This is a genomic window from Shewanella sp. HL-SH4 (assembly GCF_051164845.1).
GTDB classification, from domain to species: domain Bacteria; phylum Pseudomonadota; class Gammaproteobacteria; order Enterobacterales; family Shewanellaceae; genus Shewanella; species Shewanella glacialimarina.
Genome location: NZ_CP195037.1, coordinates 426,861 through 439,628, shown reverse-complemented (window position 1 = coordinate 439,628; position 12,768 = coordinate 426,861). Strand labels below are relative to the sequence as shown.

The window sequence follows — 12,768 nt, the reverse complement described above, 5'->3', positions numbered from 1 at the left end:
CGCATCAACGACTAATATTACAATGTTATTTCAATTGCTTAATCATTAGCAGTTTAAGCCTTAATGACCAATATAGGCGCGTATATTGGCGTAAGTTTTGTTTATATTGCGGCGCTGAAAGTGGCTGGTATTTTAAAGCGACAAAATAATCGGTAAATTGATTAAATTGCAGCAGTAGTTGCGGCTGTATTTCAGTTAGCTCAAGTGCTAATTGTTGCGCATAAGCTAAAGGTGGCTGTTGTTGTGGGCTAGAAACGCCTTTTACACTCAACACTTGGGTAATGGTTTTATAGCGGCGGATGATTAAATCTTGTTTTGGTTTAAATTCAAATAACCCGGCAAAGTAGGCAATAAATAACAAGATGATAAGGATGGATACCAACATAGCGATGGCTATTTTACTGGTGCTGATATCACCGAGTAACTTTTTCAATACCTGCTGTTTACGTTGCTCGTCAAAGCCTAACACCCACACGCTCCAATAATAGTCCATGCTGGCAATTTGATTACGTATATCGTTTAACCATGGGTATTGCTTCATCCTTAGGCTACTAAAAGGGCTGTCTAACAAATAGCTAGATTGACTGTCAAATGTGGCGTCAAAGCCATCTAAAATACGTTGTGGGGCAATCATGGCGGTGGGGTCAAAACGCTGCCAGCCTTCACCTTCAAACCACACTTCGGTCCAGGCGTGGGCCATATATTGATAAATACTGTAATAGCCAGCTTTGGGGTTGTATTCGCCGCCTTGATATCCGGTAACCATACGCGCAGGAATTCCACTGGCACGGGCTAAATAAACCAAGGCAGAAGCATAATGGGCACAGAACCCCGCGCGATTTTCAAATAAAAAGTCATCAATTTGCTGATCACCAAGTACGGGTGGGCTAAGCGTGTAGTAATACTCTTGCTCAGCAAAGTAATTCATCATGGCGTTAATACGGGCTTTAGGCTGCGGGTATTGCTGACTAAATTGTTGCGCTAAACGCCAGGTTTGCGGGTTGGCATTTTCGGGTAAGGCTAAATTAATACTGCGGATGTTCGGCGTTAAATTTTCATCCATCACACTATTAGGGTAAGACACCACACGATAACTTTGGCGTTGGGCTACTGGCCGCATGGCGTAAAGACTGTAGTCGGATAATTCTACAATATTACTGTCTTGACTAAAGGCTTGGTCAAGTCCGTATAACCAGCGCTGGTGGCTTGGTTCGCTGATGACCACATACTCCAATTTATTAATCTTTTGACTGTCGTCTTGTGGTAAAGCGCGATTGAATTTTTGGTAAAGTGATTGACCCTGTAGATCTTTTATATTCGAGTCCTGTCGCCAGGTTTTACCATCATAGCTTTCCATCACTAATGTGCGCCAATAGAGATCCGCATTTTTGGGGTCTAATGTGCTGCCGTCAGAATTATCAAAGCCGACTCTAAAAGCAAGTTCATCAGAGCGAGTCAATTTACTGATATCACCAAAGGACATTTCATCCGATAAGCCAGTTTTGGCCGCTTTCATATTGGGCATCAACCACAGCGGGCCTAAACGAGGAAATACCACGAACAGTAATATCGCGAGTGGGATACTTTGAAGGATAATTTTTAAGCTAAACCGTAAGTTAGTTAAAGGTTTTCTGTTATCTTGATAAACGCTTACCAGTACGCTGGTATTGATAATGGCGACAAGGGTTAAGTGTAAGGTGTTAATAATGGCTTGTTGATCTAGCAAGGTCAGCGCAATGATGAAGTAGCCCACTAATACCACCACTTTGACATCTCTTTGTTGGCGCATTTCGATGTATTTCAAAGCGTAACCCAAAATTAACAAGTTAATTAGCGCATTTAACAATCCAATTTGCGATGACACCAAACCTAAGGTTACCGCAGCAGCTATTGCGAGGGTATTGACCAATAATTTAGGCGGAGCTGCCACTTTGCCGTAATAAATTCCCATGCGCCAAACAAAACAAATGGCGCAAATGGCCATAGTCCAAGGCGTTGCGTGTGAAAACTGCGGCGTTAAAACCGCTACGTTGGTTATTAATAACCAAAACAACGTATTGCGGCTAATGATGCTGTCAAAGTTATCGTGCATCATCGCCTCCTGGTTTTTTATCAATATTAATATTGAAACTTGGGCGGTACATGGCAATGGCTTTTTGGCACGCTATTCGATGGCTTTCACCACTACTTTGACCTAAGGTGTTGTGGTTGAGTATTAAGCCAAACACTTGATTTTTTTGAGTGAGATAATTCACTTGCCAGCATAGTTTACCTAGCTTTTGTTCTAAATCATGCCCTTGGGTATCATCAAGTGACAACCATACCGGTGAGCCTACAGGTTCATTAAATTCTTTAGTTAGCATGCCTTTGCCCTGGGCCCATTGTTTCCATGCTACTTGTTTTAAAGACTCGCCCATTACATAGCCGCGTAATCCTGTGTAGTCATCAACCCCAGGGCGAATTCTGCCATGACTGATGTCATTATTATCATCACGGCTTTGACTGGTTAAATGAATGTCGCATTCGAGTGGTTTTGCAAAAATAACTTGGTGCAAATCGAGATCAACATACGACCATGCTTTAAATAGCCCTAACGGAAAATGTGACCATACCTTAATACGTCCAGGGGTTAATAAGCCACGCTTTGGGTGTGCATATTGCACTGTTGCAATCGATTGTTCTTCAGTTTGTGCCAAGCGCACATGGCGCTGGCCACTAAATTGCAGGCAAATTTGTTGATGAGTCGTATCAGGGTGTTTTTGTTTGGTATGTCCGGTCAGCATTATCGGGAAAGCATGCGTTTGTTCGGCGTAAGCATCTGCTGGAGTGATAGCGTTAAAAGTTAATCCCGCTAAATTTTTGTAGCTGTAAAGAATACAGGTATGAAAAACGCTTGCCAGTAATAAGCTAAGTCCGATCACTAAGTTGTTTTGGTAGTTGGTGCCAAATAAGTACAGTAGGACGATAAGTGCTAACCAAGCTAAACCAAATGCGCTGGGCAGGATGAAAATACCTTTGTGGCTCAATGTGACTCTTTGTTGTGGCGGTAATCTACGGCTTATCCATCTGGACCACTTTTTTTTAGCAGAATTGGGCACAAGCCGCATTACCCAGCTTTGCCGCTCAGGGAGGTGAGTGTTAGCTTGACGACTTTTGCGGCTAAACATGTTCAAAACCATTAAAGAATGGGATTAACGCTGGCAAGCAGCGTATCAGACAAGGCCTTAGCTTGAAATTGGCCATGTGCGCTTATTCGGTGCTCTGCCACTGCATGAAACACCGCTTGAATATCTTCGGGCACCAGATAGTTTCGCTGTTCAATGACGGCCCATGCTTTTGCTGCTTGCAGTAGGGCTAAGCTTGCGCGAGGTGATAATCCACTTGCTTGGTTTTGCTGACGGGACATATCAATAAGCGCTAATAAATATTTAAGTACCGCATCGGACGCTGAAACCTGATTAACTTCTGTTTGTAGATCCATTAACTCAGCAGAGGTTAAACATTGCTTTAATGGTGGACGTTTATTACCGTGATGTTGATTTTTTAGCATGGCCATTTCAGCTTCTGCGCTTGGGTAACCAATCGATATCCGCATCATAAAGCGGTCTAGTTGTGACTCGGGCAGAGGAAATGTACCAGACTGATCCTGGGGGTTTTGGGTGGCAATAACAAAAAATGGATTAGGCAGAGGGTAGGTATGGCCATCTTGAGTAATCTGTTGTTCTGCCATGGCTTCTAGCAGCGCACTTTGGGTTTTCGGACTGGCGCGATTTATTTCATCGGCAAGCAACATTTGATTAAATATTGGTCCTTTATGAAACTCAAACTTTTGCAGGTTTTGATCAAAAATAGATACCCCTAGAATATCAGCGGGCAACATGTCACTGGTAAATTGTATTCGTTGGTAACTCATGCCTAAACTGGTGGCAATACCGTGTGACAAACTGGTTTTGCCCATGCCGGGTAAATCTTCAATAAGCAGGTGTCCCTTGGCTAAAATACACGCAACCGCTAATTTTATCTGCATCGGCTTGCCAAGCAAAACTTGTTCAAGTTGGCTTATTAGCTGTTTGATTGTGGTATGGGACACAGTTAATCCTCTTTATTTTAATATTGATTTAATCGCCCTTTTTAGCGTTTGAGTTGACGGCAGGTTGGTCGTCAACTCAAACGGAGACTCAATAAGCGTAATTCAGTTCTTGTTTGGTAAACATATCGGCTTTGGGGTTATCTTGTTGTAAATAAATCATTCGATAACTTAATACCGCTTGAACATATTCACGGGTTTCAGTGTATGGGATGGTTTCAATAAAGCTCATCGCATCTAATGATCCATTAGACACTTTTAACCAACGTTTTACACTACCAGGACCTGCGTTATATGCAGCTGTTGCCAATACTCGATTATTATTGAATTGCTTTAATAACTCGGCATAGTAGGCACTGCCTAACATGACGTTAACGCTTGGCTTGTATAAGTCTTTTACGTCGTTAAAGGGAATTTTGTTCTTTTGTGCTGTTTGTTTTGCTGTAGCGGGCATTAATTGCATTAACCCCCTGGCACCCACACCTGAGGTGGCATAGTAATTAAACGCACTTTCACGGCGTGAAATAGCCCTAATTTCATTAATATCGACTTTATACTTTTTACTGGCGTTAACAAATGCGGCATTGGCGGCATTAGGAAAACGCAGATTTAATGCGTTCCATTGTTGCCCTTGAATACTTGACTCAACACTTAAGTCATACCAGCCTTGCTCAAGCGCATAAAGCCCATATTCAGCTGTCATGGCTTTATCATGGCGACGCATTAGATATATCCACTCAGTACGCGAATCTAAATATTTATCAATGGCCCTTAGCTCTATGACCCTAGACATTCCGGGGTCATCTAATAACTTTGCGCGTAATGCTTTGTTAGAGGTTAAGTTGTCATCATTAAATGACAAAGGTTTATTGATCACTTTGGCGGCATTAAAACCGTAAAAATCCCGTTGTTGAGACAGCACTAAATAGTTGTCCTGTGCTTTTTTAGTATCCTGTTGGTCATTCATGCGGGCTTGCCAATATTGCCAGCGAGAATGCTCTTTACCTTGCTGACTTAATTGCGCTAGGTAAATGTTTACGGTATTAAAATCCTGCTGGCGGATAGCCCATCGAAGGCGCATTTCATATAAGTCATCAGATGCCAATAGCGGTAACATAGTATCAATATGATCGATTAATGCTTCTTCTTGATATATCAATCCACGCCTGACCAGATAATGATTTAATTGACGATCTTTGGCCTCACTGAATCGACCCGCTTTTTGATATTTAACGTAAAGTTTGGTGGCTTGTATAAGATCTTTTCTGGCAAGTTTTCTCAAGCCTGCATCGACAATATCACTCACAATAGGTTTGGAGCTGCTAAAAAGTTTGGTATTTCTTAATATATTAGGGTCTTTGTATACCTTTAATAGCAGTTCAGCATCGTTACGATGTTTGCTGACTTTTTGGCTTAAATAACTTAATAAACCTGTTTGTCCTGCATCAAAACTGAGCAGCATTCGCCCCCATATTAATTCCTGGGTACGGTAGCCATCTTTGGCCCACTGAGTAAATAAAGGATCACATTCTTTAGGTCTAGACTGACCATGCAGCCATAGTCGATCCGCGCCTTTGTATGCAGCAGTTTTATCACCCGTTGCTAATTGCGCACGTAAAAAATAGCACTGTAAACGCATGTCATTAGGCGTTGTCGGTGAGATAGCTAAAAAGTCTTGCCAGCGCTGGGTATTACCAGCGTTCATCAAATAACGATATCGAGCTGAATTATACAAAGGCATGGTGTTGAACTGCTCGATGGCACTAAAGGCTTTATTACCCGGCATACGCACAATGTCATCAATACTGGTGTGATAATCAAGATAAATGGCTAATGGATAATCACCTAGCTGTTTTCTGAGTTGTTGATAACGGCTAGTTTGTCCGCTGTCTAAGGCTTTTTTCGCATCAAGATATTGCTGCTGTTTAGCCGTGTAGGCATTAGCAGGGGTGCTAGATAAAATAGTCAGCGCCGTGACAACGAGTAAGGTTGTTAGTCGTTTAGGTGAACATGTATTAATCCATGTAGTACGCATTTAAATGAGAATCTCCGCCTCAGAACAACGTTTGCGATAAAGTTTTTAAAATAAGTTTTTCGATAAATTACTAAAACATTAACAGTATTAAAGTAAATAATTAACTGATGATTAATTTTGCTATTTTATCCTTCAGTTTTGTCTAATGACTCATCGAGTGCGCGGTTAAGTATTTGCTTACCAATCTGCTTGCTAGAGTCGACCCCCAGGCATTGTAAGGTATGCGCCTGGCGTATTAAGTTGCCTTTACCCGAAGATAATTTAGCCATTGCTTGCTGATAACTTTTATCAGCAGTCTCAAGCGCACGTCCTAGTTTGTCCATGTCATCAATATAACTGCACAATTTGTCATATATTTTAGCCGCTTGCTTAGCAATGGTTTGTGCATGTTGATTCTGATGTTCGTAGCGCCATATGTTATTAATGGTCCGCAAAGCGACTAATAAATTGGTTGGACTAACCAGCATAATATTTTGCTCTAGGGCAAAATTAATTAGGCTAGGGTCGTACTCTATTGCCAGTAAAAATGCCGGTTCAACAGGGATAAACATTAGCACATAATCTAAGCTTTTTAGTCCATGTAGTTTATGGTAATCCTTTTGACTGAGTCCCTTGATATGCATTCGAATGGATAGGGCATGATCTTTTAACGCTTGCTGGCGAATATCTTCATCATCATTGTTAAAGTAGCGCTCATACGCAACCAACGACATCTTGGCATCAATCACCACATCTTTGTTATCGGGTAAATGAACAATCACATCGGGTTTAAATCGTTTACCGTCATCATTCTTTAAATCTTGCTGGGTGTCGTATTCATGTCCTTCACGTAGGCCACTTTCTTGCAATACTCTTTCAAGAATGACTTCGCCCCAATTACCTTGCTGTTTATTATCACCTTTAAGTGCTTTGGTCAGGTTGATGGCATCTTGGCTCATTTTTAAATTGAGCTCACGTAAATGGTTTAATTGATGTTTTAATGCACTGCGCTCAGATTGTTCATGATTATACGACTGTTGAATTTGTTGCCTAAATCCATCTAACTGCTGTTTAAGCGGGCCTAGAACGCCGTCAATTTGAGTGACATTTTGTTGTTTGAAACTTTCACTTTTTTGCTCAAAAATACGATTGGCAAGGTTTTCAAACTGTACTTTTAATCTTTCTTCAGCCACCTCTAGTAAATTGATTTTATCTTCTAATGCTTTGTTTTCGGCTTCGCTTTTAGCCATGATGGTTTGCTGCATGGCATTAGATTTTGATAGATTAAGTTGTGACTCTAATATTTTTCGATGGCTGTCTTCTAATTGTTGCTCTAAGTGAGGAATACGCTCAACTTGCGCCTGCGCTCTAGCAAGTTGGCTAATATAAGATTCCAGCTTAGACTGGAGATGATTTAAGTTATCAATTTTATCATCTAGGATATCTTGGATTTGAACAACTTGACGTTGCTGCTCTATCAAAGCCAAAGTCGCTTCAGCTTCGTATTTTTGTTTTAATTGTTCCCAACGTTGACGGGTCAACCTTTGGTTAAGTAATGCGCCTATTAAAAAACTTAATAACCCTATAGCAACCATGGCGGCTATTTGTGGCGGTGTGAAATCAACAACGAATGGCATAACCTAACCCTTTGAAATAGAAACGCGATAAGATTCGCATGCAAAAGTTTGGCCTGCAAGTATTATGGTGAACAATTTAATGTTTTTTCAGTGATTCGTTTATTTTTGAATCGAAATGAAATTTTATCGCGTATTAACCTGTCTAATGGGTAGTTGTAATACAGTATTGAGGGAATAACATGGTGAATAAAACACGCTTTACCAGGGGAATTAAACGCCAATCGGCATGGGATTTACCGGATAATCAAGTTACCCCTGAGTCGGTTTTTAAAGACAGACGCAATATTGTTAAAGCCTTAGGACTGGGTGCTTTAGGTGCCAGTATTCCAGGATATGTACAAGCCGGTTTATTTGATTTTGGCAGCAGTAAATCAACGCCTCCATTTACCACCTCACCATTGCAATTTGCCCAACCTAAAGCATTTGTTATACCAGACACATTAACTCCAGAAGATAAAATCACCCGCCATAATAATTTTTATGAGTTTGGCACCAGTAAACAAGACCCTTTTGAAAACGCACAACAATTTAAGGTCAACCCCTGGTCACTGCAAATTGAAGGGTTAGTAGACAAGCCAATAACCTTAGATTTAGATGATTTAACTAAACGCTTTGCATTAGAAGAGCGAACCTATCGATTACGCTGTGTTGAAGCATGGTCTATGGTGGTGCCCTGGGTCGGTTTTTCACTCGCCAGTTTATTAAAAGAAGCAGGCGTGAAATCATCCGCAACCCATGTTGCATTTGAAACCTTGTTTGACCCAGATCAAATGCCCGGGCAGAAAAGTCGCTTAATGGGCGGGGGTATTCATTACCCTTATGTTGAAGGGCTAACTATGGCTGAAGCAATGAACCCATTGGCATTTCTAGCGGTCGGTTTATATGGCAAAACGCTGCCACCGCAAAATGGTGCGCCTGTTCGTTTAGTTGTACCGTGGAAATACGGCTTTAAAAGCATTAAATCGATTGTGAAAATTCGGGTTATGGACAAGCAACCACCCACCAGTTGGAATCAGCTCGCGTCTAATGAGTATGGTTTTTATGCCAATGTTAACCCACAAGTTGATCACCCAAGATGGTCACAGGCATCGGAGCGAAGCATAGGTGAGGGTGGCTTATTTTCAGCTAAACGCATTCCTACGCAAATGTTTAATGGTTATGCTGACACGGTTGCCGATTTATATAAAAATCTCGATTTAAGGAAATATTATTAATGCGGATCACTCCACGGGGTTTGTGGTGGTTAAAAGGCGGTTTACATATCGCCTTCATATTGCCGATGTTGTACTTGGTAAATTTGGTATTAAGTGACAATGCTGGCGGCGACCCTGTGCAATACATTATTCATTATACCGGCATGGGCGCTTTAAATAGTCTGCTGGCAGCTTTGGTGGTTTCACCTTTGGCAAAATACCTCAAACAAGGATTGTTATTACAAACTCGGCGCTTAATTGGCTTATATGTATTTGCCTATGCAACATTACATATCGCCGCATTTATCAGCTTAGATTTATTGTTCGCCTGGGGCTTTTTACTCGAAGAAGTGATCAAGCGCCCTTACATTTTGGTTGGCGCGTTAGCCTATAGTATTTTGCTACTACTGAGCGTGACCTCGTTAATGGCGGTTAGGAAGAAAATGGGCAAGCGCTGGCAACAACTGCATAACTGGGTTTATCTAGTCGCTTTACTAGCACCAGTGCATTTTTACTGGTCGGTTAAATCTGAAATTATTGAACCCAGTATTTATATTGTGATTTGTTTGGCGTTAGTTTACTTACGCAAGCAAAAGCTAGCGAAATACTTGCCGTCGCAGCAGTAACTTTTGTGAAATACATCGCCTCGCATTTTATGTGGGGTGATTAATAATATAAGTGTAATCCTTTGTTTTTTCTGGTTAAGCCATTACAGCAATAGGCGGCGAATAACGTAAAAGCCATCACACCAGCCATAATGCTAGCCAACCTAAGCCAGGGAGCATCCATCGTTAGACGCATTTGCACAAAATCAACCGTTGATACTCCCCAAACAAAAATACAGCCCAGCACTAAACCTAACTGTAACAGTCGTGAGACAACGGCATGTTTTACAAACATTAAACAGGGTAAAATGGCAGCGATAATGGCCAGTTCAATATGGTTAAATCGAAGAAAATGCGCGCCAATTAACCAATAAGCGATTGAAATAATCAGCACTCTCCACCACATAAATAACCTCCAACATCAATTTTGCCTCATTCTACGCCCGATTAAAGCAGTATTATGTTTGCTTGTTCACATTTAATGGATTCACTCCACCATAGCGACCACAAAATATCGCGCGAAGATTAACTGGCAAACAGATCCAGATGACAAACCATAGCCGTTGTATCAGACAAGATGATTTAACCCTTATTAAAGGCATGTATTGCGTTATAGCATTAAAGAAACTGGTGTTGAGCGCGATGTAAATCGGTTTGCAGTGCTTCACAGCATTTGAAAAATTTAGCGGCTTGTGTTGTTGTGTTGTCGACTTTGTAAACTCTACTCGCTTTATTACCCTGCCTTAATCTTGTTAAGTTTTGAAAGTGATACTTAAAAACTTATTTTTTAGGCATTCATTTTTTGGGGGTATGCTATCTTTTTATATACCAACTTTTTGATCATTCAAACCGACCTAGTCGATCTTAGTGGTTGAATAAGTTTAGCCATCTAGTTAAACATTTTCGAATAACTCAATTGTCCTATGACTTGAAATAATGAGTGGTATTACCTTTACTTTGCCTTACAGCCTCGTTATGTTTTCTCAGGATATCAGCGTATAATTATAGCAATCGTATATTTGGAATGTTAATTATGAATTTTAAAGTAGAAAATTATGGTGTTAAAGCTGTACAGCGGCCTAAAATAAAAGCGACTAAAGAGCTTGATCTATCGGGCATATCTGGTCAGCAAATTGTAAAGTCAGAAACAAAATTGGTTTTGAGAACTCACGTTCAAACATTTAAGAAACTGGCTTTCATGTAATGGATATAATTTGCTTTCCATATGAAAGGGTTGTTGAAATCAATACCTATATTCTTGAAACTGAACCTGGAATGAAGGGAAGCATCGATCTTTCAAAACTTCAGGGAGCTTTAAGTCGTATTGATAATGCAATCGTTTATAACGGTCTCGACGATGTTTTTGAAATAGCAGCAAAATATACTGCAAGCATTGCCATATCTCATGCGTTGCCAGATGCCAACAAACGAACGGGTTTAGCCGTGGCTTTTGAGTATTTATCGCTTAATGATTTTGAGTTGATTTCGGACAATGATTTACTAGCAGATGCTGTAAGAGATCTAGTTTTAGAGATCATAACAGAATTGGATTTTGCTGATATTCTTTATGCTCAATATGAAAAAGAGCAATGTTCTCAATCTAAAACATAACAAATTTCTTAAACGTAACTAAAACAGTGGGTTAGATTTAGCCTCGCGATTATAGCCGACTATTATTTTCGGCTTAGCCAAATGCTGACTCAATCGAGTGTATTTACCTTATTGAATCAGTTAGACTTAAAAAAGATGTGATGGAACACCATAATGACAAGGGAATTGCAATTGAACACATACAAATCAAGCCTCATAATCAATTCAACATTGCTTTGCAGCCCAGAGCCAGCCTCAAAAAAAGTAAATTCCTATAGCATAAAGCGTACCCATTAATCTGGACTCGGCATCGGCCAAATCCAACAAGCGGTTTGTGCCATGCAAACAGCGCAACGCGCAAATACTAAAAGGTTATATTTCACTCAAATTTAACCATCAACTTAACCATCAAGGACGAAACATGAAACCTTATAAGAATATACGGAGTGAGCATTTGGGTTTTTTACTTTTTATTGCTAGAGCAACAGCTGTCTTAGGGTTGCTGGCTTTTATCTTCTCAATTTTGTTGTTTTGTTTAACATTTGTAGGTTTAAGTATGGGTCCCATATCACTTGTAACTTTCCTTCCAATGTCTATGGGTATCATATTCTTCTCAGGGTTACTTGCAGTTCTGGTCGCATGGGAAGAGGGGTATCGTCTTAGAACAGTGCACATGATAAGTAATGCGAAAATATAACAAACCAATTATTCCGACCTCAACTCGCTACGCTCGTTTCGTTGGCATATAGCGCCGTTGAACTAAGCCGCTGCGCGGAGCCAAATGCTGACTCAATCGAGTGTATTAACCTCATTGAATCAGTTAGATTTAGAAAATGTGATGGACACCACTATGAAAAGGGAATTGCAATTGAACACATACAAATCAAGCCTCATAATCAATTCAACATTGCTTTGCAGCCCAGAGCCTGCATCAAAAAAAGCAAATTCCTGTAGCATAAAACGTAGCCATTAATCTGGACTCGGCAACGGCCAAGTTCAGCAAGCGGTTTGTGCCATGCAAATGGCGCAACGCACAAATACTAAAATGTTATGACTAATACGGAGTCGAAAAATTGAGCGGGAAAAATGAATGTGACAAAATTGCCGAAGATCTTAGAAATCGCGTATCTTACGAAAACGTAGGTTTTTTCAAGAGGATCCTAGCTCTAATAATTGATTTTTTTTTATTAAATATGGCTTGGTATTTATTCGGTTGTTGGGCAAAAACCTATGATTCAAACGAAATGACAACCTCATATGTATTGAGTGATGCTGGTTTATTAATGTTAGGGCTATATTATCTTGTAATTGAAGCAACCCCTTTACAAGGCACATTAGGAAAGTTTGTACTTGGTATAAAAGTGTGTGACGAATTCAACAATCGCATTACAATTAGGCAAAATATGTTGCGTAATCTTGGGCGTATATTCACTTTTTTTACAATGCTACTTGGATATATAACTGTACCTTTTCGAAAGGATAAAAGAGCTCTTCACGACCTTGTATCGGACACATATGTTCTTAAAAAGTACAGGTCATAACAAGGTGCTGTTACGAAATATGAAAAGCGAGGCGTTGAACTAAGCCGCTGCTCGGAGCCAAATGCTGACTCTATTGAGTATATTACCCTCATTGAGTCAGC

The 12,768-nt window shown here is 40.4% G+C and carries 12 protein-coding genes; 6 read left to right on the top strand and 6 right to left on the bottom strand.

Annotated elements, in window-relative coordinates; all coding sequences use genetic code 11:
- Positions 1-25: 25 nt before the first annotated feature.
- The 5 genes from ACRWQL_RS02845 to rmuC form a co-directional block, all read right to left on the bottom strand.
- Entirely contained in the window at positions 26-2,092 is a 2,067-nt protein-coding gene (locus tag ACRWQL_RS02845) for a transglutaminaseTgpA domain-containing protein (RefSeq protein WP_434952241.1), read from the bottom strand.
- Positions 2,082-3,167: a DUF58 domain-containing protein gene (locus ACRWQL_RS02840; RefSeq protein ID WP_434952239.1), complete on the bottom strand. Its 1,086-nt coding sequence runs from the start codon at positions 3,165-3,167 to the stop codon at positions 2,082-2,084. The genes ACRWQL_RS02845 and ACRWQL_RS02840 overlap by 11 nt, the downstream gene beginning before the upstream one ends.
- Before the next feature lie 11 nt (positions 3,168-3,178).
- A complete protein-coding gene (locus ACRWQL_RS02835) occupies positions 3,179-4,090 on the bottom strand; it encodes an AAA family ATPase (RefSeq protein WP_434952237.1) in 912 nt (303 codons plus the stop codon).
- Positions 4,091-4,178: 88 nt separating this feature from the next.
- Complete coding sequence (locus tag ACRWQL_RS02830) at positions 4,179-6,122, bottom strand: transglycosylase SLT domain-containing protein (protein ID WP_434952235.1); 1,944 nt, start codon at positions 6,120-6,122, stop codon at positions 4,179-4,181.
- A gap of 125 nt (positions 6,123-6,247) precedes the next feature.
- Positions 6,248-7,738, bottom strand: a complete 1,491-nt coding sequence (gene rmuC, locus ACRWQL_RS02825; protein WP_434925883.1) for a DNA recombination protein RmuC — start codon at positions 7,736-7,738, stop codon at positions 6,248-6,250.
- A 179-nt stretch (positions 7,739-7,917) separates the two neighbouring features.
- On the opposite strand from rmuC, the gene msrP reads away from it, so the two are divergent.
- Positions 7,918-8,952, top strand: a complete 1,035-nt coding sequence (gene msrP / locus ACRWQL_RS02820) for a protein-methionine-sulfoxide reductase catalytic subunit MsrP (protein WP_434925884.1) — start codon at positions 7,918-7,920, stop codon at positions 8,950-8,952.
- Positions 8,952-9,557 (top strand): protein-methionine-sulfoxide reductase heme-binding subunit MsrQ, encoded by a 606-nt coding sequence (msrQ, locus tag ACRWQL_RS02815; protein ID WP_434952234.1) that lies wholly within the window; start codon positions 8,952-8,954, stop codon positions 9,555-9,557. Before msrP ends, msrQ begins: the two co-directional genes overlap by 1 nt.
- A 40-nt stretch (positions 9,558-9,597) precedes the next feature.
- On the opposite strand, the gene ACRWQL_RS02810 is transcribed toward msrQ, so the two are convergent.
- The gene (locus tag ACRWQL_RS02810; protein ID WP_434952232.1) at positions 9,598-9,942 is read right to left on the bottom strand and encodes a hypothetical protein; all 345 of its coding nucleotides are present in this window, start codon (positions 9,940-9,942) and stop codon (positions 9,598-9,600) included.
- A 627-nt stretch (positions 9,943-10,569) separates the two neighbouring features.
- Here ACRWQL_RS02810 and ACRWQL_RS02805 point away from each other — a divergent pair.
- The 4 genes from ACRWQL_RS02805 to ACRWQL_RS02790 all read left to right on the top strand — a co-directional run bounded on the left by ACRWQL_RS02805 (position 10,570) and on the right by ACRWQL_RS02790 (position 12,667).
- On the top strand, positions 10,570-10,740 hold the full coding sequence (locus tag ACRWQL_RS02805; RefSeq protein ID WP_434929950.1) for an acetyltransferase: 171 nt from the start codon (positions 10,570-10,572) through the stop codon (positions 10,738-10,740).
- A complete protein-coding gene (locus ACRWQL_RS02800; protein ID WP_434929949.1) occupies positions 10,740-11,147 on the top strand; it encodes a type II toxin-antitoxin system death-on-curing family toxin in 408 nt (135 codons plus the stop codon). The genes ACRWQL_RS02805 and ACRWQL_RS02800 overlap by 1 nt, the downstream gene beginning before the upstream one ends.
- A 400-nt stretch (positions 11,148-11,547) precedes the next feature.
- Entirely contained in the window at positions 11,548-11,823 is a 276-nt protein-coding gene (locus tag ACRWQL_RS02795; RefSeq protein WP_434952230.1) for a hypothetical protein, read from the top strand.
- A gap of 376 nt (positions 11,824-12,199) precedes the next feature.
- A complete protein-coding gene (locus tag ACRWQL_RS02790; protein WP_434952228.1) occupies positions 12,200-12,667 on the top strand; it encodes an RDD family protein in 468 nt (155 codons plus the stop codon).
- The last annotated feature ends 101 nt before the right edge of the window (positions 12,668-12,768 follow it).